Source organism: Streptomyces tibetensis (assembly GCF_040647715.1).
Lineage (GTDB): Bacteria > Actinomycetota > Actinomycetes > Streptomycetales > Streptomycetaceae > Streptomyces > Streptomyces tibetensis_A.
In genome coordinates this window covers 474522-495044 of sequence record NZ_JBEZCR010000001.1, presented here as the reverse complement: position 1 = coordinate 495044, position 20523 = coordinate 474522, and the positions used below count along the sequence as shown (strand labels likewise).

The window sequence follows — 20523 nt, the reverse complement described above, 5'->3', positions numbered from 1 at the left end:
CCGCTCAGCGCTGTGCGGTCGGGACGTCGGACGAGGCACGCTGGCCGGGCACCGCGGCCAGCCGCTCCGTCACCCGTGCCCGGTGCTCCCGGGCCTCCGCGCTCAGCGCCCGGACGGCCTCGTTGAAGCGCTCCTGCGACGTCGGCTCCGCCGGGCCCAGCAGCCTCAGTTTCAGCTCGGCTCGTGCCTCGGCCAGTTCGTCGAGCTCCGGGTGCCGGACCGTCTCCAGCAGGCTCGGCACCCCGGAGGCGTCCGGCGTCAGCACCGTCGCCGCCACCACCGTAGGGAACGCCGTACGGAACGCCTCTTCGGACAGTCCGCTGGTGTTGGCCACCGCGTACGGCTTCTCGCTCGCCAGGAAGTCGCTGATCACGCTCGACACATCGCTGATCAGCAGGTCGGCCACGTTGAAGCAGGAGTACAGCGCGGGCCGGGCGTCCGTGACGATCTGGTGCTCACCCGCCGGAAGCGAGGCCCAGTACGCCTCCTCCCACGCGGCCGTCGCCCGTGCCACCGCCTCCGCGCGGCCCGGCTCCGGCGCCGACTGCACCAGCATCCGCTCCACGGTGTCGGCCCCGGAGCGGAAGACCGACGTGGTGAGCCGGTCCAGCTCGGCGGTGCGCCGGGCGAGTTCGGTGCCGTCCGAGGGGCGGGCGCCCGCCCGGTCCCGGTTGGCGGCCCGGATCAGCTCCCGGATCCGCAGATCGGCCGCGCCCGCGCGCGGGTCCACCGAACCCGTCAGCGGGTGCGGCTTGTACAGCAGCCGCACGCCCGGGTCCGCGAGCAGCGCCCGCACCAGGTTCTCCCCGGCGGCGATGACCGACGTGTTGCCGGGGTTGCCGTCCCAGCCCTCCCAGGTCGGTGCGTACAGCACGGTCGTCCAGGGCCCGGCCGGCGGACCCGCGTAGGGCAGCACCCCGTCCAGCTGCGGGCGGCCCGTCTCCACCACGTCCTTGTCCTCGACCCCGACCTCGGCCAGGGCGTACCGCTCGCGCGCGGCGGGCCCGGCCACCCACACCTCGTCGTACGCCTTCGCGTACGGGTTGCACGAGGACAGCTTGTCGCTCTCGCCGTGGTTGACGAAGGTGTGCCGGATGGTGGGGATGCGCAGCACCTGGGAGGTCTTGCCGGAGTTCGACGGGTGGATGAGCACCTGGAGCGTGGAGTGTTCCAGGCGCATCAGCGTCGACACCTTCGGCAGGCAGACGATCGGGATGTCCGTCGCCGCGATCTTCTGCAGCATGAACCGCTCGCGCAGGATGATGACCGGCCTGCCCTCGAGACCGGCGAGCGGCTCCAGCCACATGTTCGCCTGGTAGGCCGAGGCGGCGCCGCCGGAGAAGTACAGGCCGGCGGTCGGCCGGTACGAGGCCAGCCACGCGTCGAACCATTCGAGCACCTCCTGCTCGTCCGCCGGACGACGGCCCGGCAGCAGCCGGAGCAGCAGCGCGCCGAGGCCGACGAGGCCGAGGGCGAGGGAGAGCGCGATGCCCGCCGCCGCGTACACCGGACGGTCGCCCGGCGTGCTGGCCAGCAGCCCGGCCGTCGCCGGCAGGCCGAACACCAGCAGCCGCTGGCCGGGGCGGCGCAGCAGCACGGACGGGGCCGGGGACAGCCGCAGTGCCGAGGCGTCGATGTTCCGGGTCAGCACCGGCAGGGTGCGGGTGCGGCGCACCAGCACGGAGACCGCCTGGATCGCGCAGTGCAGCACGTAGCAGACGAGCAGCCCCGCCACCAATGGCGCGTACACCGTCTCCCGGTCCTGCTCGTCCAGCCGCAGCACGGCCACGACCAGCAGCAGGTCCCGTACGACCTGGCGCACGGTGATGTCCGCGTGCGACTTGGCGAACAGCGACAGCACCCCGCGCTGCCACCGGTACAGGACGCCTTCGGTGGCCAGGGAGACGACCGTCGCGGCGATCAGCAACGGTACGTGGGGCAGCAGCGCCGCGACCGCCTGTGCGGCGAACGCGGCTGCCAGGACGACGGTGACCAGCCCCTTGAGGAGGGCCTGCTGACGGGGGAGAGGTACGGGCACTGCGGTCACTCCAGGAGCGTCGGGTCGGCGCAGGTCGGCCGTCCGGGTTAACGCGCGGCGGCGTCCCGACGACACGCGCGTGTCGCCGGGGCGTGGGGGTGGTTGCCGTCAGGCGTGTCGTCGGACGGTAGCGGAAGATCCTGTTCCTGTCGTGGGGTGGACCCGGAAGGGGCGGAAGGTCGGTTTCCGGCCGTGGGAAAGGCCGACCCGGAGGGCGCGGGGGCCGGCTCCCCGCCGTGGTGTCGAGGGGACAGCGATCGGATCCTGTCGCGGACCGAGGGAAGACGGTGGCTCGGTTTTCAGCCATGGGGCCGGGCGACGCAAGGGGAGGGCGGCTGCGCTCCCGTGACGTGGACGGCACCGTCCGCAGCGTGGACCGCCGCCGCACACGGTCCGGCCGTCCCGTAGATTTCCCGGTGAGGGAGCGAATCGACGCGAGGGGACGGACGGCGACGTGGCAGGGGCTAGGCAGGCCGTGGGCGAGGCCCGCAGGATCGTCGTCAAAGTGGGCTCCTCCTCGCTGACCACCGCCTCGGGCGGCCTGGACGCGGACCGGGTGGACGCGCTGGTCGACGTCCTCGCCAAGGTCCGCAGCGGCGGGGAGCGCGAGATCGTCCTGGTCTCCTCGGGCGCCATCGCCGCCGGCCTCGCCCCGCTCGGCCTGCGCCGCCGCCCCAAGGACCTCGCCCGGCAGCAGGCCGCCGCCAGTGTCGGCCAGGGCCTGCTGGTCGCCCGCTACACCGCGTCCTTCGCCCGCTACGGCGTCCGCGTCGGGCAGGTCCTGCTGACCTCCGACGACATGAGCCGCCGCTCGCACCACCGCAACGCCTCGCGCACCCTCGACAAACTGCTCGCGATGGGCGCCGTCCCGATCGTCAACGAGAACGACACCGTCGCCACCGACGAGATCCGCTTCGGCGACAACGACCGCCTCGCCGCCCTGGTCGCCCACCTCGTCCACGCCGACCTGCTGGTCCTGCTGTCCGACGTGGACGGCGTCTACGACGGCGACCCCGCCAGGCCCGGCACCTCCCGCATCGGCGAGGTGCGCGACCCCTCCGACCTCGCGGACGTCGAGATCGGCAGCACCGGCAAGGCCGGCGTCGGCACCGGCGGCATGGTCACCAAGGTCGAGGCCGCCCGGATCGCCGCAGCCGCGGGTGTCCCCGTCGTCCTCACCAGCGCCGTCCACGCCGCCGACGCGCTGACCGGCCAGGACACCGGCACCTTCTTCCACCCCACCGGCAAGCGCTCCGCCGACCGGTTGCTGTGGCTCCAGCACGCCTCCACCCCGCAGGGCGCGCTGACCCTGGACGACGGCGCCGTGCAGGCCGTCGTGGACCGCCGCAAGTCGCTGCTGCCGGCCGGTATCGCCGCCGTCGAGGGCGAGTTCAGCGCCGGCGACCCGGTCGAGCTGCGAGACGGCACGGGGCACGCCGTGGCCCGGGGGCTCGTCAACTTCGACGCCAAGGAGATTCCCCGGCTGATCGGCCGCTCCACCCGGGAACTGGCCCGCGATCTCGGACCCGCGTACGAACGCGAGGTCGTACACAGGGACGACCTGGTGGTCCTGCACCCCTAATGTGTCGAAACGTCCGCCCCCGGTGGTGGACGTTCCGCAAAACCGCCACGCGATCCCTTGCGGCCTGCTCAACTTTGTCTCGGGACCTATTCCGCAGCAGCGCCACTGTGCAAAGGAGGCCGTCGTGAGGCGAGTGCGCCCGGGGACTCAGGGGTCCCGCGGTGGTGCCGGCTCCCGCGCGGCCGGCGAGGAACGCGCCCTGACCAGCGTGGCGGCCGGGGACCGGTTCGAGGGCGAGGAACCCGTGGACACCCCACGCCTGTGGCACGTCACCCTCAGCGTCTCCGGCAAGGAGGCCCCGCTTCCCGAGGTCCGGCGCGCCCTGGAGCAGCTCGCCCACGACCACCCCTTCTTCCTGACCAGCCGGTACGCGGTCGATCATGCGGAGATCCGCTACTGGGAGGAGGCCCGCGACCTGCACGACGCGGCCGCCGTCGCCCTGCGCCTGTGGGGCGAGCACCGGCAGACCGCCGGGCTGCCGCCCTGGGAGATCGTCGGACTGGAGGTCATCGACCGCGTGACCTACCACCAGCGCATCGCCGAGGGCTACGGTCCGCCGCCGGCGTCCCCGGTCGGCGTCCACCCGTTTTGACCCGTTCCACGAAGTGTCTCGCGCTGTGGAACGAACGGTGAACCGAGCCGCCCGGCGCACTACCCTTCCCTCATGACCACGCTCTCTCCGTACGACTCCATGTCCCCGGTCACCGAGGCCGCCTACCGCGCCAAGGCCGCCGCCGCGACCCTCGCGCCGCTGCCCCGGGCCGAGAAGGACGACGCGCTGCTCGCCATCGCGGACGCACTGGAGGTCCGTGCGAGCGAGATCGTCGAGGCCAACGCCAAGGACGTCGCCAAGGCCCGGGAGGCCGGCACCAGCGAGGGCATGATCGACCGGCTCACGCTCACCCCCGAGCGGATCCGGGCCATCGCCTCCGACGTGCGCGACGTGGCCGCGCTGCCCGACCCGGTCGGCGAGGTCGTGCGCGGCAACACGCTGCCCAACGGCATCGACCTGCGCCAGGTCCGCGTGCCGCTCGGCGTCGTCGGGATCATCTACGAGGGCCGGCCCAACGTCACCGTCGATGCCGCCGCCCTCTGCCTGAAGTCCGGCAACGCCGTCCTGCTGCGCGGCTCCTCCTCGGCGTACCAGTCGAACACCGCCCTGGTGCGCGTCCTGCGCGACGCCGTCGGCGGGGCCGGGCTGCCCGCCGACGCCATCCAGCTCGTCCCGGGGGAGAGCCGGGACAGCGTGCGCGAGCTGATGCGCGCCCGCGGCCTGGTCGACGTGCTCATCCCGCGCGGTGGCGCCTCCCTGATCAACGCGGTCGTGACGGAGTCCGTCGTCCCGGTCATCGAGACCGGCACCGGCAACTGCCACGTCTACGTCGACGCCCAGGCCGACCTCGACATGGCCGTCGAGATCCTGATCAACTCCAAGGCTCAGCGGGTCGGCGTCTGCAACGCCGCCGAGACCCTCCTGGTCCACCAGGACATCGCCGCGGAGTTCCTGCCGCGCGCCCTGGACGCCCTCGCGGAGGCCGGGGTCACCGTGCACGCCGACGAGCGCGTGCAGGCCTACGCCAAGGATTCCAAGGCCACCGTCGTCGAGGCGACGGCCGAGGACTGGGAGACCGAGTACCTGTCGTACGACATCGCCGCCGCGGTCGTGGACTCGCTGGACAAGGCCGTCGAGCACATCCGGCTGTGGACCTCCGGCCACACCGAGGCCATCGTCACGACCTCCCAGCAGGCCGCCCGCCGCTTCACCCAGCTGGTCGACTCCACCACCGTCGCCGTGAACGCCTCCACCCGCTTCACCGACGGCGGCCAGTTCGGCTTCGGTGCCGAGATCGGCATCTCCACGCAGAAGCTGCACTCCCGTGGCCCCATGGGCCTGCCGGAGCTGACCAGCACGAAGTACATCGTCACCGGGGACGGGCACGTCAGGCGCTGAGCCGTGCTCCCGGTGGAGCAGTACGGGTATGCGCACCGTCGCATGCCCGTGCAGGGTCACCCGGGTGGCGTAGTCGCGTGCAGGAGGAGTGCCGGGCGGGCGTGCGCCGTCCCGCGCCCCGTGGAAGCCGTCTCGACCGGTGGATGAATGTGCATACCGTCTGCCCAAATTGACCCCCCAGGTCTACTCTGGATCCGTGCCGGAGGACGTGGGGGGCACGCCGTTTCCGGACGGCCGGGAGCCCGACGACGACCACGACCGCGGGGTGTCGGACGAAGAGTTCGCCTCCGTGGTCTTCGACGAGGCCTTCGTACGCGCGGCCGTGGTGCACGAGCCGTCGGCGGTCGAGCGCCTCCTGGCCGCCGCACAGGCGAGAGCCGAGGCCTCCGAGGCAGAGGCACGCCGCACCCGCACCAGAGGCGAGCGCTACGACGACCGGTACGGCCCGGACGGGCGGGGTGTGTTCGGTCATGATCCCGGCCTCGACGAGTTCGACGACCCCGACGTCCTCGAGGACCCCTACGGCGGCACCGGGCCGTACTCCAAACAGGTGCGCTGGCATCGCCCCGTCGCCTGGCTGCTCGCTCTCGTGATGGGTGTCGGCATGGTCGCCCTGGCCTTCACGGCGGTCTACCGGGGTGCGTCCTCCCACCGCGAGGAGCCCGCGCCGCCGCCCGCCTCGACCGGGCTGGAACAGGGCAGCGCGGTGGCCCCCTCGACCTCCGCCGAGTACTCTCCGCCTGCCGTCTCGGTGATCCCCCACAGCCCCTGACCGGAACCCGCCCATCTTGGTGAGAACCTGTCAGAACTTGTGGAGCAGCCGGGCGTTTACCCGAGCTCCCGGCGACCTACCCTGAAGATATGGGCGGGCCTGGAAACCCACCTGAGGGGCCTGCCGAGGGCGCCCCCGGAGGTGGAGAGGACGAGTACCGATCCGTCGTGTTCGACGAGTCGTTCGTCCGTGCTGCCCGGCTCCAGGAGTTCTCCGCGCAGGAGCGCATCGCCGACCACGCCCCCGCGGTCCGACGCCGCCGGCCGCTGCGCCGGGGCCTGTCCCGGCAGGCCCTGGTCCTCGTCCTGCTGATCGCCGTCGCCTTCGGTACCGCGATCTACATGGGCGTACGGCACCCCTACCAGACCCCGGCCGCCCGGGAGCCCGTCGAGCCCCTGCGGATGACCGTCATCCCGCTCTCCCCCGAGGGCAAGGTGCCCGGGACGGCGGACCCGGCCTACCTGTACGAGCACAGCCCCGCCGCACAGTTCCGCACCGGCGCGGAGGGGGTGCCCCTGCCCGCCTCGCGACGCACCGCGCACTTCTCGGACAGCCAGGTCGTGAGTGCCCTGACCACCGCCAAGGACTACATCGTCCGCTCGGCCCTGGACCCCGAGGTCCTCACGGGCGGTGAGGTCCGCGCCGTCCGCGTGCTGCTCGACGCCGACCAACTGGACCAGTTCGACCAGAGCTTCGCCCGCCCCACCGCCGACGGACGCCACGCGCCCACCGGCTGGCTGGTGCGCTTCGACCCCTCACGCGCCGAGCTCGCCGACCGCAAGGTCCGGGTCCAGGGCACGCTGCAGGCCGCCGAGGCCGACGCGTCGACGCTGGAGGTCACCGCCGACCACACGTTCGTGTACGCGCTGCGGGCGGCCGGGTCCCGGTCCGGCTCCGGTGACAAGGACGAGGTGTCCCTGTTCACCCTCCGGCGCGAGCTGCACTTCCGCTTCGACCGCGACGACCTGCGGCTGCACCAGGCCCAGCTGGTGGTCTCCTACGTCCAGGCCGGGCCCCTGTCCTGCGCCGAGGACTCCACGAACCACCTCCGACCCCTGCTGGCCGGCCAGACGGCCAAGGAGGGCGGCCCCGCGGGCACCGACCCCTACGCCACGGGCGGCGCGACGGCCCTGTGCGGCACTCTGGCGACGAGCGCGCAGCCGAAGGTGTAGAGAGGCCCTCACCGGGCGGGAGAGAAGCCTCCGGCTGGACCGGGAGGGCCCCACCCCTGCCGCGCCGGCCGGGGGGCGGGGTGCGGCGCGGGTGCCTAGCGTTCGTCCCGAGGCGGCTGGCCGCCACCCGAGGAGTCCGTCGGGCCCGACGAGTCCGGCGCGTCCGTCCCGGGCCCCTGAGGCGGCTTCGGGGGCGTTGCCGTGAACCCGTTGAAGCCGCGGCGGACCCGGTCGCCCAGGTCGCCGGCGCCGCCCGCGAGGTCCGTGACCAGCTTCATCAGCGGGTCCTTGGAGCTCTTGACGTGGGAGGTGTAGTGGTTCGCCGAATCCCGCCAGGAGTCCCGGACCGAGGTGTCCTTGTCCTCGTCACGCCGCGGGTAGTGGCCGTCCATGATCCGCTGGAAGTCCCGCGACTCCGCCCACTTCTTCAGCTCGGCCGCCCGCACGGTGGTGAAGGGGTGGGAGCGGGGCAGCACGTTGAGGATCTTCAGCACGGAGTCGCGCAGGTCGCCCCCGGCCTCGTACTCCTCGGCCTGGGCCAGGAACGCGTCCACGTTCATCTCGTGCAGGTGGTTGCCGCCCGCGATCTTCATCAGACCCCGCATCGAGGCCTGCAGGTCCTGCCCGACCAGCAGCCCCGCGCGGTCCGCGGACAACTCCGACTTGCGGAACCACTCCCGCAGCCCGGTCACGATCGCCATGATCGCGAGATTGCCCAGGGGGATCCAGGCGACCCGGACGGCGAGGCTCGTCAGGAACAGCAGGATCGTCCGGTAGACGGAGTGCCCGGACAGCGCGTGCCCCACCTCGTGCCCGACGACCGCCCGCATCTCCTCCTCGTCGAGCAGCTCGACGAGACCGGTCGTGACGACGATGATCGGCTCGTCGAGGCCGATGCACATCGCGTTCGGCTGCGGGTCCTGGTTCACGTACATCGGCGGGACCTTCTCCAGGTCCAGGATGTAGCAGGCGTCCCGCAGCATCACGTTCAGGTGGGCGAACTGCTGGTCCGAGACGCGCACCGAGTCGGACAGGAACAGCAGCCGCAGACTGCGCTCGGGCAGCAGACCGCTGAGCGCCTTGAACACCGTGTCGAAACCGCTCAGCTTGCGCAGCGCCACCAGGGCGGAACGGTCGGCCGGGTGCTCGTACGTACGCGAGGAGATCCCGGGGAAGCGCCTGCGCTGCCTGCTCGGCACGCGCTCGTGCTCCTGGTGCTCACGGCCGTCGGACATGTCTTCCCCCATGCGTCTGGTGTGACCTTTGCGGCCCCTTGTGCGGCCTTTTGCCTCCCCGAGGCAGGGCCCAGCCTAGGCGGAGTTACGGTGGTCGGGCAGTACAGCGAAGGAGACCACCGCCATGCACCACCAACCCGCCACCGCCTGGCTCGCCGAGGCCGCGAGCGCCGCCGAGGGGGAGGGGCCGGGGTTGCTGCGGATCGTGCTGATCGTGATGATCCTGGGCTGTGCGCTGACCGCGTGGTTCCTGCTGCGTGGCTACAGACGGAAGGACGACTGAGGCCACACGAAGGTTCCCCGCCGGGCCCGGGACCGGCCTCGGGGGCGGCAGCGTGACCGCCCACGGCACGAACAAGCGGAGTCGGGGTGATCGCGGAACGGGCGCCCGCTTACGATGAGCCGACGTCTTTAACCCGCCCTCACGCGATAGGTCCTGCCGAAGATGAGCTTCCACAGCACCGCTGCCCAGTTGGTCACCCTCGCCGCCGAGGGCGAAGAGCACGGCGGAAACCACGAGAGCCTCAGCCCCTACCTCACCGGCGGTGGCGCCCTCTTCATCCTGCTGCTCCTGCTGTGGATCACCACCCGCTTCAACCGCGACCGCTGAGACCGGCGGGGCATCCCGCCGCGGATGCCCGGGGGACCACGGGGGCGGCCGGAGCCCTCAGGCAGGGCCGGTAGGGTCTGCACGCATGGGAGAGCAGGACATGCCTACCGGTCCGGCGAACGAGACGCCGCACGACCCGGCACAGGAGACGGCGAGCGGCACCGAGCGACACTCGGAGCCCCGCCGTGTCTCCACGACGGCCCCCCGCACCGACGGCACCGGGAAGGGTCCTGCACGGCCGGGCAAGCGCCGGCTCGGCGTCATGGGCGGCACCTTCGACCCGATCCACCACGGGCACCTGGTGGCGGCCAGCGAGGTCGCCGCGGCGTTCCACCTCGACGAGGTGGTCTTCGTCCCGACCGGCCAGCCCTGGCAGAAGACCCACCGCAGCGTCTCCCCGGCCGAGGACCGCTACCTGATGACGGTCATCGCGACCGCGGAGAACCCGCAGTTCTCCGTCAGCCGTATCGACATCGACCGTGGCGGCCCCACCTACACCGTGGACACCCTGCGCGACCTGCGCGCGCTCAACCCCGACACGGACCTGTTCTTCATCACCGGCGCCGACGCGCTCGCCCAGATCCTCACCTGGCGGGACAGTGAGGAGCTGTTCTCCCTGGCGCACTTCATCGGGGCCACCCGGCCGGGTCACCACCTGGACGACTCCGGACTCCCGGAGGGCGGTGTCTCGCTGGTGGAGGTTCCCGCCCTGGCCATCTCCTCCACCGACTGCCGCGCGAGAGTCGCCAAGGGCGATCCGATCTGGTACCTGGTGCCGGACGGCGTCGTGCGCTATATCGACAAGCGCGAGCTGTACCGCGGCGAGTGAGCCGAGAGGGGCACCGGTGAACGACCGATACGACGCGGGGGCCGCGGACCACGGCGCCGACCAGTACGAGCTCGTCGGCTACGACGAGTACGGCCGGCCGGTCTACCGGCAGGTCCAGACCCAGCAGCAGACGTACGACCCGTACGCCCAGCAGCACCAGCAGGGCTACGGCTACGACCCGTACGCGCAGGCGGCGCAACAGCCCCCGTCGGCGTACGGCTACGGCACGGGCGCACAGCCCGCCACCGATTACGGCTCCTACGACCCGTACGGCACCGCCCCGCAGCAGGGCGCACCCGCGCAGGGTGCCCCGCACGACCCCTACGGCCAGGCCGCCGCCGGTGCCACCGGCCGGCAGCCCCGCGTCGCGCAACAGCCGGCCCAGCAGACCGCCCACATCCCGCAGCAGGCCGGCCCGGCCCACGACCAGGACACTCCCGCCGAGCCTGAACGGGAGTACCACACCGAGCAGTTCGCCTTCGTCGAGGAACCGGACGCCAACTCCGAAGACGTCATCGACTGGCTGAAGTTCACCGAGAACCGCACCGAACGCCGCGAGGAGGCCCGGCGCCGGGCCCGCAGCCGGATCGTCGCCCTGGCGGTCGTCCTCGCGCTTGTCGCGGCCGGCGGCGTGGGCTGGCTCTGGTACGCGGGCAAGCTGCCCGGCCTGTCCTCCGAGGACTCCAAGGAGGGCACGGCGACGGCCGCCGGCGCCCAGAAGCGCGACGTGATCGTCGTCCACCTGCACGACACCAAGGGCGGCGGCACCTCCACGGCCCTGCTCGTCGACAACACCACCACCCGGCGCGGCACCACCGTCCTGCTGCCCAACTCCCTCGCCCTGACCAGCGACGACGGCACCACGACGACGCTCGCCAAGTCGGTCGAGGACGACGGCTCCGACGGCACCCGCGACGCGCTCGACACGGTCCTCGGCACCGACATCGAGGGCACCTGGCGCCTGGACACCCCCTACCTGCAGAACCTCGTCGACCTCGTCGGCAACATCGATGTCGACACCGACACCGACGTCCCCGACCCGGCCGCCAAGAAAAAGGGGGAGGCCCCCCTGGTCAACAAGGGCCAGGACCAGACCCTCAGCGGCAAGATGGCGGTCGCCTACGCCACCTACCGCGCTCCCGGCGAGGCCCAGGACGCCCAGCTGAAGCGGTTCGGGCAGGTCATGCAGGGCGTGCTGCGCAAGATGTCGTCCGACCCGCAGGCCGCCACGACCACCATCCAGACCCTCGCCCAGATCCTCGACCCGTCCCTCACCGACAAGGACCTCGGCACCTTCCTCGCCGGGCTCTCCGACCTCGCCAAGGGCGGCGACGTGAAGACCGACCTGCTGCCCGTCCGGAGCGACGGCACGCTCAGCGCCCAGGCGAGCGCGGGGGTCGTCAAGAACGTCCTCGGCGGCACCGCCAAGAGCCCCGACAAGGACGCCGCCGTCAGCGTCTCCGTCCAGAACGCCACCGGCGTCAAGGACAACACCGAGAAGGCCCGCGTCGTGCTCCTCAACGGCGGCTTCACCTTCCTGGAGAGCGGCACCGGCACCGCCCGGGCCACCTCCGAGGTCGTGTACGCCGACGCCGCCGACAAGGCGAACGCCGCCGAGGTCGCCAAGACCCTCGGACTGCCCGCGGGCTCCGTCACCAAGGGCAAGACCTCCGGCAGTGCCGACGTCTCCGTGGTCCTCGGCCAGGACTACAAGCCGTCCGCCGGCTGACCGGCGGGAGCGCGCTCCCCATGCGATCCCCGTTGTCGCGTGGGGGGCCCGCGGCGGTCCGTGAGACCCTTGGGTGTCAAGAGTCCGCCGACCGAAAGCCTTGCAGTGACCGTGACCGACCGCTCTCACGAGCTGATCAACACCGCCGCCCAGGCGGCCGCCGACAAGCTGGCCCACGACATCGTCGCCTACGACGTCAGTGACGTGCTGTCCATCACTGACGCCTTCCTGCTGGCCTCCGCGCCCAACGACCGCCAGGTCAAGGCGATCGTCGACGCGATCGAGGAGCGCCTCTCGAAGGAACTCGACGCGAAGCCGGTCCGCCGCGAGGGCGACCGCGAGGCCCGCTGGGTGCTGCTCGACTACGTCGACATCGTCGTCCACGTCCAGCACAGCGAGGAGCGCGTCTTCTACGCCCTGGAGCGGCTGTGGAAGGACTGCCCCGAGCTCGACCTGCCCGAGGAGGCCAAGGCCACCCGCGGCAAGGCCGAGGAGCACGCCAAGCTGCGGGCGGCCGAGGAGGAGGCGGAACTGGACGGTGACTGGCGGTGACCTCCTCCCGTGAGGCGGCCGCCGGGAAGGGCCGCGGCCGTCGCATCATCCTCTGGCGGCACGGCCAGACCTCGTGGAACGTGGAGCGTCGCTTCCAGGGCAGCACGGACGTCGAGCTGACCGAGACCGGCGTCTCCCAGGCCCGCCGCGCCGCCCGGCTGCTCGCCTCCCTCAAGCCGGACGCCATGGTCGCCTCCGACCTGCGGCGCGCAGCGGCCACGGCCGCCGAGCTCGCCACGCTCACCGGCCTCGACGTCACCCACGACGAGGGGCTGCGGGAGACCTACGCGGGCGTCTGGCAGGGCCTGACGCACGAGGAGATCATCGCCCGGTACGGCGAGGAGTACGCCGCGTGGAAGCGCGGCGAGCCGGTGCGCCGGGGTGGCGGCGAACTGGAGACCGAGGTCGCCGATCGCGCTGCCCCGGTGGTGCTCCGGCACGCCGAGAAGCTCCCCGAGGGCGGCACACTCGTCGTGGTCAGCCACGGCGGCACGATCCGCACCACCATCGGCCGTCTGCTGGATCTCGACCCCCGCAACTGGGAGAGCCTCGGCGGACTCTCCAACTGCTGCTGGTCCGTGCTCGGCGAAGGCGCCCGCGGCTGGCGCCTGCTGGAGCACAACGCCGGCACGCTGCCGGAACCGGTGCTCGGCGACGACGACTGACCCCCGGATTTCACTTTCCGGCAGGTCGCAGGCTAAAGTTCTTCTTGTTCGCCCCGCCAGCGGGGCAACAGAACAACATGCGGTTCCGCCGCGTGTGAGGGGCTATAGCTCAGTTGGTAGAGCGCCTGCATGGCATGCAGGAGGTCAGGAGTTCAATTCTCCTTAGCTCCACGACAAGATCCCGTTCCCGGTGTGGGGGCGGGATTTTTCGTGCTCCGGCTTGAGTCACTCGGGCTTGCTGAGGCGTATACCTCTACGGCCCCGCCGGGTGGCGTGTCCGGACTGGTACTGAGGCGTCGCTGACCGTATTGGCCCGGCCGTGGCAGAATCAAACGGCCGGAAGGGGGCGCGGCCCGACGGGAGGAGTAGCGATGCCTGCGAGCATCCTCGAGGAGGTCGACCACCTCCTCGAAGCAGCGTTCACACGGGACATGTCCACCCGACTCAGCTGCCCTTCCTGCGGTTCCGCGCACGTGGCCCAGATGCTCGGCGACAACGGCGGGATCTCCTACGTGTGCACGGCCTGCGGCCACAGCTGGAGCTGATCGATGGGTGCACACAGGCGGAAGTGCGACTGGTGCGGCAGCGGGACGCCGATCGTCCGCGACATGGAGCCGATCAATCCCGACTACCAGTACTGGTGCGAGGAATGCGCGCGGGCGCTGATCATAAAAGGCGACCCGATCGAGACGTACCGCGAGTTGGAGGGCGAGCCGATCTACGGCCGGCTCCTGGAGGAGCACTGCACGCTCAAGCGGTTCTATTCGTTCGTCACGGCCTGACGCTCGAAGCCCCGGGATTGACATAACGGTCATATCGGGCACGGCGAAACCGATTTGGTGTTGGGCCCACAGGACCAGTAATGTTGGCGTCGCCGCCGGGGAAACCGGGCGGAGCACAACAAGGGGCTATAGCTCAGTTGGTAGAGCGCCTGCATGGCATGCAGGAGGTCAGGAGTTCAATTCTCCTTAGCTCCACAGTAGATGAGAAGGCGGGCCATCCGATCGGATGGCCCGCCTTCTTGTCGCGTCCGACGTGCTTGTCGTACGTACGCGAACGGCGGGCTTCCCCGGAGGGAAGCCCGCCGTCGTGTCCGCTCAGCGGCCGAGAGCGCGGCGGCCGCGGCCCTGGGAGAGGACCGGGAGGTTGCGGGACGGCGCGCCCGGTGCCCCCGACTCCTCGATGCGCAGCGCCAGCGCCGGGCAGCGGCGCACCGCGCGTAGAGCCTTGGCCTCGGCGTACCGCGGTACCTGCGCCTGCGCCACGGTCGGGAAGCCGTCGGCGCCCAGCTGGAACACCTCGGGGAGGATGTCCGCGCACAGCCCGTGGCCCCGGCACAGCGTCCAGTCGACGTAGATCTTCTGGCGGCTCGGGCCGTTCTCCTCGGACTCGCCGCCGCCCGGGATGCCCGTCGGGGCCCTGCCCCCCTCGAAGAGCGGCAGAACGCCCTCCACGGGCCGTCCGCAGCCGTTGCCGAGGACGTGGGCGGCGAGGTCGTCGGTGAAGGCCTTGATGGTCGACTCGATGAACATCGCGGAGCCGTCCGGGTGCGAGCACGCCCCGCGCCGCTTCACGTTCTTGGCGACCTGCTTGAGTGCTTCCAGGGCGGCAGGGCCGCCGCCGTTGAGGATGTCCTCCAGACCGCGCGCGGCGGCCGGCAGACCGAGGTAGCAGGGTCCGCACTGGCCCGCGCTCTCCTCGGCCAGCCACTGCGCCACCCGCAGCGACTCGCCCAGCGGGCAGGTGTCCTGAGTGATCGGCAGAATCGCGCCGGCGCCGAGCGCGCCGCCCACCGCGTCCAGCGAGTTGCGGGAGACGACCGCCTCGTTGACGGTCGCCGCGTCGATCCACTTGCCGTGGTAGCCGCCGGTGAGCACGCCCTGCGGTACCGGCGGCGCGCCGGCGAGCTGCAGGACGTAGCGCAGCGGCACGCCCGTCGGGACCTCGATCACCATGGGGCGGGCGACCGCGCCGGAGACCGTGAGCATCACGGTGCCCGGCTCGTCGTACAGACCGGTGTTGCCGTAGCGCTCGGGGCCGATGCGGGCGGCGATCGCCAGCTGGGCGAAAGTCTCGGCGTTGGAGAGCAGGGTGGGTGCGCCACCGACGCCGTTCTGCGAGGCGCTGACCTTGCGGCCGGGCGGGATGGCGGGGCCACCGTCGATCGAGCGGATCAGCGACGCGGCGGCACCGGTGACCATGCGGACGGGATTGCGCTGGACCCGCGCGCGCAGCGCCGACCGGCGGCCGTTGCTGAGGCCGCGTTCGGCGAGCGCGGCCTCCATGGAGCGCTGGGTCGACTCACGGGTGACCCCCACCACGAGCGTGCGGGCACCCAGGGCCTCGGCGCACAGCAGGGCGCCGTCCAGGATGAGATGCGGGGCACGGTTGATCAGCACCGTGTCCTTGCGGCAGGCCGGCTCGTCCTCGCTTCCGTTCACGACGACGACCGGCCGGACGCCGCGCTTGATCGCCGCTTCGGCGACCGAGCGCAGCTTCTTGTGGAAGGGGAAGCCCGCGCCGCCGCGGCCCTTCAGGTTGATGCGTTCGGCGAGCTGCGCGAGCTGCTCGCCGCCCATCGGCTCGAGCGGCCCGTGCACCTTGAGGTGCATGGGCAGATCGAGCCGATCGACAAGGTCGAAGCCCGACGTGAGCTGGGGAAGCCCGACCACGCGGACTTCGGGTACGTCGGGCAGGGCCTCGTTCACTTAAAGCCTCCGGAAGGCGTGTTCCAAGGTTCGCCCGATCCCGGTGCGTCGAAGTCGTAGGACGCACCGGGACGTGTGTCAGTGGCGGGACCGCTGTTGTACGTGTCGTTCGGGTAGTACGTGTCGAAGGCGGCGTTCGTCTCACCCGTGTCGTACACGTCACTCGATCCGTAACCGGCGGTGCCTGGATTGCCGTAGGCCGGGATGCTTTGTCCGGTGTCCTGCAGGGGGTCGTAGGGCGGGATGTTGAAGCCCGTGTCCTGGAGCGGGTCGTAGGCGGACGGCGGGGCTTCGCCGACCGGCGGCGGGGACGGGATCGGCCAGTTGCCCGAGGTGCTGGAGGGGCCGTCCACGGTCGGGATGGTCTCGGTGGGCTGCAGGTCCAGCGGCAGCTGCATGCTGGTGGTCGGCCCGGGCGCGAAGGCCTGGCGGCCCTGGGGAGGGCCCGAGACGGCCCGGTAGGCCGCGGCGAAGCCGTTCGCCGGTTCCTTGGCCGCGGGGCGTTCCGCCTTCTCGTACAGCGGCCCCGACGGGGACGCCGCGCCGCGTGCGGACGCGCCCCGGCCCTCCTGGTCGGGGAACCCGAAGCCGCCGCCCGCCCGGGCCCGGCTCTCCTCCAGGTCCCTGCGGCCCTGGCCCTCGCCGGGGCCGATCATGGAGGCGATCTTGTCGGCGACCTTGCGCTTGACCTGGCGCGGAGCCGCGCGCAGGGCGAGTGCTCCGGCCACGCCGGCCAGGGAGAGGCAGTACAGGATCACGAAGATCGGCTTGGCGGCGCGACCCGCGTAGAGCCCGTGGACCAGGGCGGCGCACCAGGCCGGGTAGGCCAGCATGTGCATGGCCCGCCAGCGGGCCGCGACGGGCGCGGGGGACGCGAAGCGGTTGCGCAGCACGCCGGTGATGCCCACGAAGATCATGAGCATGCCCGCCAGGGTGCCCAGGCCGATCAGGAAAGACCGGCCCGTGACCAGTTCGTCATCGGTGAGCAGCAGCCCGAAGGGGATCACCGCGGCGATCCACGAGGTGTGGGCCAGCGCCAGCTTCACGCCGATGTGCACCAGCAGGAAGACGATCGAGGCGACGGCCGTGGTCCGGTGCACGGCCTGCGCCAGGATGCGGCGGCGGGTGTCGAGCAGGACCCGGTCCTGGGCGATCAGCCCCCAGATCACCGAGCACGTCAGGCACACGAGGGACAACACGCCCGCACCGAAGTTGAGGAACTCGGCGAACGAGTCGTCTGCCGTGGAGTCGTAGGGGTTCACGACCGGCCTCCCCGCGTCCCGGCGGCCGGGGGTAGGGAGGTGTTACTGCGATGAGGGTTCATGGGGGCAACTCCGAGCGGTTCGGGAAAGCAGCGGTCCCGGGCCGAACTCTAAGCGGAGTCATACCGATCAGTACGAGGTTTGAGTTATTGCGTTGTTATCAAAGGACAATATGGTCGTAGCGATGTCCCTTAGCTGCTGTTACGCGAAGTAACTATTGACCATGGTTCAGCTTTTGGGGTGCGGGGCGGCCCCCCGAAAGCGCGTCGCGGCACGCTGAGGGCCTGCGGTACCCTAGCGCCATGCGTGCCGTACGCCTTCTGCTTAGCGGGCCGCGCTGATCAGTCCCGGCCACCGGAGAAGTCGAGTGGCCGGCATCGGCGCGGCGTCCCCTCCTGTGTGAGGGGATTTTTCGTTTCTCGAACCAGACAGCCGCAGGCAGAGACGATCGATGGAGCTTTGAGGATCATGAGCGAGACGAACCCCGCCGCCACCTCCGAGGTGGCGGCGCCGCACCGCTACACGGCCGCCATGGCTGCCGAGATCGAGGCCCGCTGGCAGGACTTCTGGGACGCCGACGGCACCTATGCCGCGCCCAACCCCAAGGGCGACCTGGCGGGTGACCGGGAGATCGTCGCCCGCCCCAAGAAGTTCATCATGGACATGTTCCCGTACCCCTCCGGTGCGGGTCTGCACGTCGGCCACCCCCTGGGCTACATCGCCACGGACGTGTTCGCGCGCTTCCAGCGGATGACCGGCCACAACGTCCTGCACACCCTGGGCTTCGACGCCTTCGGCCTGCCCGCCGAGCAGTACGCGGTGCAGACCGGCACGCACCCGCGCGTGTCCACCGAAGCCAACATGGAGAACATGAAGTCCCAGCTGCGCCGGCTGGGCCTGGGCCACGACAAGCGCCGGTCGTTCGCCACGATCGACCCGGACTACTACAAGTGGACCCAGTGGATCTTCCTGCAGATCTTCAACTCCTGGTACGACCACGACGCCCGCCGGGCCCGCCCCATCGCCGAGCTGGTCGCCGAGTTCGAGTCCGGTGAGCGGCCCGTACCGGGGCACACGCGCGCGTGGAGCGAGCTGAACGCCGCCGAGAAGGCCGACGTCCTGGGCGGGTTCCGGCTGGCCTACGCCTCCGACGCGCCGGTCAACTGGTGCCCCGGGCTGGGCACCGTGCTGGCCAACGAGGAGGTCACCGCCGAGGGCCGCTCCGAGCGCGGCAACTTCCCGGTCTTCAAGGCCAAGCTGCGCCAGTGGAACATGCGCATCACGGCCTACGCCGACCGGCTGCTGGAGGACCTGGACGCGCTGGACTGGCCCGAGGCCATCAAGCTGCAGCAGCGCAACTGGATCGGCCGCTCCGAGGGCGCCCGCGTCGACTTCCCCATCGACGGCGAGCGCATCACGGTCTTCACCACCCGCCCCGACACCCTGTTCGGCGCCACCTACATGGTGCTGGCGCCCGAGCACCCGCTGGTCGAGAAGTTCACCCCGGCCGCCTGGCCGGAGGGCACCCACGAGGTGTGGACCGGCGGTCATGCGACCCCGGCCGAGGCCGTCGCCGCCTACCGCGCCCAGGCCGCCTCCAAGTCCGACGTGGAGCGCCAGGCCGAGGCCAAGGACAAGACCGGCGTCTTCATCGGCGCGTACGCGACCAACCCGGTCAACGGCGAGCAGGTCCCGGTCTTCATCGCCGACTACGTGCTGATGGGATACGGCACCGGCGCGATCATGGCCGTCCCGGCCGGCGACCAGCGCGACTTCGAGTTCGCGCGCGCCTTCGAGCTGCCGATCCACTGCATCGTCGAGCCGACCGACGGCCGCGGCACGGACACCTCGACCTGGGAGAACGCCTTCTCGTCGTACGACGCGAAGATCATCAACTCCTCGAACGACCAGGTGAGCCTGGACGGCCTGGGCGTCGCCGAGGCCAAGGCACGCATCACCGAATGGCTGGAAAACGCGGGCGTCGGCGAGGGCACCGTCAACTTCCGGCTGCGCGACTGGCTGTTCAGCCGCCAGCGCTACTGGGGCGAGCCCTTCCCGATCGTCTACGACGAGGACGGCATCGCCCACGCCCTGCCCGAGTCGATGCTGCCACTGGAGCTGCCCGAGGTCGAGGACTACTCGCCGCGCACCTTCGACCCGGACGACGCCGACACCCAGCCCGAGACGCCGCTGTCGCGCAACGAGGACTGGGTCGACGTCACCCTGGACCTGGGCGACGGCCGCGGCCCGCGCGCGTACCGCCGCGAGACCAACACCATGCCGAACTGGGCCGGTTCCTGCTGGTACGAACTGCGCTACCTGGACCCGCACAACCCCGACAAGCTGGTCGACCCGGAGATCGAGCAGTACTGGATGGGCCCGCGCGAGGGGCAGCCGCACGGCGGTGTCGACTTGTACGTCGGTGGCGCCGAGCACGCCGTGCTGCACCTGCTGTACGCGCGCTTCTGGTCCAAGGTCCTGCACGACCTGGGCCACGTCTCCTCCGCCGAGCCGTTCCACAAGCTGTTCAACCAGGGCATGATCCAGGCCTACGTCTACCGCGACAGCCGCGGCATCGCCGTGCCGGCCGCCGAGGTGGAGGAGCGCGACGGCGCCTACTGGTACCAGGGCGAGAAGGTCAGCCGGCTGCTGGGCAAGATGGGCAAGTCCCTGAAGAACGCGGTCACTCCGGACGAGATCTGCGCCGAGTACGGGGCCGACACGCTGCGCCTGTACGAGATGGCCATGGGCCCGCTGGACGTCTCCCGGCCCTGGGACACGCGCGCCGTGGTCGGCCAGTTCCGGCTGCTGCAGCGACTGTGGCGCAACATCGTCGACGAGGCCACCGGCGAGGTGACCGTCGTCGACGCCGAGCCGGACGAGGAGACGCTGCGCGCCCTGCACAAGGCGATCGACGGGGTCCGCGGCGACCTGGAGGGCATGCGGTTCAACACCGCCATCGCCAAGGTCACCGAGCTGAACAACCACCTGACCAAGGCGGGCGGCGCCGTGCCGCGCTCGGTCGCCGAGCCGCTGGTGCTGATGGTCGCGCCGCTGGCCCCGCACATCGCCGAGGAGCTGTGGCGCAGGCTGGGGCACACCGACTCGGTGGTGCACCGGGACTTCCCGGTGGCCGACCCGGCATACGTCGTCGACGAGACGGTGACCTGCGTCGTCCAGATCAAGGGCAAGGTCAAGGCGCGGCTGGAGGTCGCGCCGTCGATCTCCGACGACGAGCTGGAGAAGGTCGCGCTGGCGGACGAGAAGGTCGTCGCAGCGCTGGGCGGAGCCGGGATCCGGAAGGTGATCGTGCGCGCGCCGAAGCTGGTGAACATCGTTCCGGCGTAGCCGCCAGGCGTACGGCCGCGCTCGGGGGGGATGGTCCTCTCGGGGACTGGACCCTCTCGGAGGTGGCCTT

At 71.3% G+C, this 20523-nt stretch carries 18 protein-coding genes and 2 tRNA genes; 16 read left to right on the top strand and 4 right to left on the bottom strand.

Annotated features, from left to right (window positions below; all coding sequences use genetic code 11):
• Positions 1-4 precede the first annotated feature (4 nt).
• Positions 5-2038, bottom strand: a complete 2034-nt coding sequence (locus AB0B29_RS02245; protein ID WP_362232789.1) for a hypothetical protein — start codon at positions 2036-2038, stop codon at positions 5-7.
• 475 nt (positions 2039-2513) lie between these two features.
• Between AB0B29_RS02245 and proB the strand changes: the two genes are divergently transcribed.
• The 5 genes from proB (at position 2514) to AB0B29_RS02220 (ending at position 7515) form a co-directional block, all read left to right on the top strand.
• Entirely contained in the window at positions 2514-3620 is a 1107-nt protein-coding gene (gene proB / locus AB0B29_RS02240; RefSeq protein WP_362233883.1) for a glutamate 5-kinase, read from the top strand.
• A 133-nt stretch (positions 3621-3753) separates the two neighbouring features.
• Positions 3754-4212, top strand: coding sequence for a hypothetical protein (locus AB0B29_RS02235; RefSeq protein WP_362233881.1), 459 nt, complete (start codon positions 3754-3756; stop codon positions 4210-4212).
• Positions 4213-4284: 72 nt separating this feature from the next.
• Positions 4285-5571 carry a glutamate-5-semialdehyde dehydrogenase gene (locus AB0B29_RS02230; RefSeq protein ID WP_362232786.1) on the top strand — a complete coding sequence of 429 codons (1287 nt, stop codon included), beginning with the start codon at positions 4285-4287 and terminating at the stop codon, positions 5569-5571.
• A 169-nt stretch (positions 5572-5740) separates the two neighbouring features.
• The gene (locus tag AB0B29_RS02225; protein ID WP_362232783.1) at positions 5741-6343 is read left to right on the top strand and encodes a hypothetical protein; all 603 of its coding nucleotides are present in this window, start codon (positions 5741-5743) and stop codon (positions 6341-6343) included.
• 89 nt (positions 6344-6432) lie between these two features.
• Positions 6433-7515, top strand: a complete 1083-nt coding sequence (locus AB0B29_RS02220) for a hypothetical protein (RefSeq protein ID WP_362232781.1) — start codon at positions 6433-6435, stop codon at positions 7513-7515.
• Positions 7516-7610: 95 nt separating this feature from the next.
• On the opposite strand, the gene AB0B29_RS02215 is transcribed toward AB0B29_RS02220, so the two are convergent.
• Positions 7611-8750, bottom strand: a complete 1140-nt coding sequence (locus AB0B29_RS02215) for a M48 family metallopeptidase (protein ID WP_362232778.1) — start codon at positions 8748-8750, stop codon at positions 7611-7613.
• A gap of 124 nt (positions 8751-8874) precedes the next feature.
• Here AB0B29_RS02215 and AB0B29_RS02210 point away from each other — a divergent pair, with 124 nt between their 5' ends.
• From AB0B29_RS02210 to AB0B29_RS02165, 10 genes are all read left to right on the top strand, one after another.
• The gene (locus AB0B29_RS02210) at positions 8875-9033 is read left to right on the top strand and encodes a hypothetical protein (protein WP_362232776.1); all 159 of its coding nucleotides are present in this window, start codon (positions 8875-8877) and stop codon (positions 9031-9033) included.
• 162 nt (positions 9034-9195) lie between these two features.
• The gene (locus AB0B29_RS02205) at positions 9196-9360 is read left to right on the top strand and encodes a hypothetical protein (RefSeq protein ID WP_003990192.1); all 165 of its coding nucleotides are present in this window, start codon (positions 9196-9198) and stop codon (positions 9358-9360) included.
• Between the two features lie 85 nt (positions 9361-9445).
• A complete protein-coding gene (nadD, locus tag AB0B29_RS02200) occupies positions 9446-10189 on the top strand; it encodes a nicotinate-nucleotide adenylyltransferase (RefSeq protein ID WP_362232774.1) in 744 nt (247 codons plus the stop codon).
• Positions 10190-10205: 16 nt separating this feature from the next.
• Entirely contained in the window at positions 10206-11918 is a 1713-nt protein-coding gene (locus AB0B29_RS02195) for an LCP family protein (protein ID WP_362232771.1), read from the top strand.
• A 105-nt stretch (positions 11919-12023) separates the two neighbouring features.
• Positions 12024-12470 (top strand): ribosome silencing factor, encoded by a 447-nt coding sequence (rsfS, locus tag AB0B29_RS02190; RefSeq protein WP_053669099.1) that lies wholly within the window; start codon positions 12024-12026, stop codon positions 12468-12470.
• Complete coding sequence (locus AB0B29_RS02185; RefSeq protein ID WP_362232768.1) at positions 12467-13135, top strand: histidine phosphatase family protein; 669 nt, start codon at positions 12467-12469, stop codon at positions 13133-13135. Before rsfS ends, AB0B29_RS02185 begins: the two co-directional genes overlap by 4 nt.
• Positions 13136-13233: 98 nt before the next feature.
• Positions 13234-13306, top strand: a tRNA-Ala gene (locus AB0B29_RS02180).
• Between the two features lie 200 nt (positions 13307-13506).
• Positions 13507-13680 carry a hypothetical protein gene (locus AB0B29_RS02175; RefSeq protein ID WP_104780615.1) on the top strand — a complete coding sequence of 58 codons (174 nt, stop codon included), beginning with the start codon at positions 13507-13509 and terminating at the stop codon, positions 13678-13680.
• A gap of 3 nt (positions 13681-13683) precedes the next feature.
• Complete coding sequence (locus AB0B29_RS02170; RefSeq protein WP_006136074.1) at positions 13684-13917, top strand: hypothetical protein; 234 nt, start codon at positions 13684-13686, stop codon at positions 13915-13917.
• Between the two features lie 122 nt (positions 13918-14039).
• Positions 14040-14112 (top strand) — tRNA-Ala (locus AB0B29_RS02165).
• 120 nt (positions 14113-14232) lie between these two features.
• Here AB0B29_RS02165 and AB0B29_RS02160 read toward each other — a convergent pair.
• Positions 14233-15843: an NADH-ubiquinone oxidoreductase-F iron-sulfur binding region domain-containing protein gene (locus AB0B29_RS02160; protein ID WP_344453469.1), complete on the bottom strand. Its 1611-nt coding sequence runs from the start codon at positions 15841-15843 to the stop codon at positions 14233-14235.
• Positions 15840-17105: a cytochrome b/b6 domain-containing protein gene (locus AB0B29_RS02155; RefSeq protein WP_362232765.1), complete on the bottom strand. Its 1266-nt coding sequence runs from the start codon at positions 17103-17105 to the stop codon at positions 15840-15842. Before AB0B29_RS02155 ends, AB0B29_RS02160 begins: the two co-directional genes overlap by 4 nt.
• Before the next feature lie 468 nt (positions 17106-17573).
• On the opposite strand from AB0B29_RS02155, the gene leuS reads away from it, so the two are divergent.
• Entirely contained in the window at positions 17574-20453 is a 2880-nt protein-coding gene (gene leuS, locus AB0B29_RS02150; protein WP_362232763.1) for a leucine--tRNA ligase, read from the top strand.
• Positions 20454-20523: the final 70 nt, after the last annotated feature.

Excerpts from the sequence above, each read along its gene's own strand:
- AB0B29_RS02170 (WP_006136074.1), top strand. The coding sequence starts at position 13,684 with ATGGGTGCACACAGGCGGAAGTGCGACTGGTGCGGCAGCGGGACGCCG.
- AB0B29_RS02205 (WP_003990192.1), top strand. The coding sequence starts at position 9,196 with ATGAGCTTCCACAGCACCGCTGCCCAGTTGGTCACCCTCGCCGCCGAG.
- AB0B29_RS02175 (WP_104780615.1), top strand. The coding sequence starts at position 13,507 with ATGCCTGCGAGCATCCTCGAGGAGGTCGACCACCTCCTCGAAGCAGCG.
- AB0B29_RS02215 (WP_362232778.1), bottom strand. The coding sequence starts at position 8,750 with ATGTCCGACGGCCGTGAGCACCAGGAGCACGAGCGCGTGCCGAGCAGG.
- leuS (WP_362232763.1), top strand. The coding sequence starts at position 17,574 with ATGAGCGAGACGAACCCCGCCGCCACCTCCGAGGTGGCGGCGCCGCAC.
- AB0B29_RS02210 (WP_362232776.1), top strand. The coding sequence starts at position 8,875 with ATGCACCACCAACCCGCCACCGCCTGGCTCGCCGAGGCCGCGAGCGCC.
- nadD (WP_362232774.1), top strand. The coding sequence starts at position 9,446 with ATGGGAGAGCAGGACATGCCTACCGGTCCGGCGAACGAGACGCCGCAC.
- AB0B29_RS02220 (WP_362232781.1), top strand. The coding sequence starts at position 6,433 with ATGGGCGGGCCTGGAAACCCACCTGAGGGGCCTGCCGAGGGCGCCCCC.
- AB0B29_RS02230 (WP_362232786.1), top strand. The coding sequence starts at position 4,285 with ATGACCACGCTCTCTCCGTACGACTCCATGTCCCCGGTCACCGAGGCC.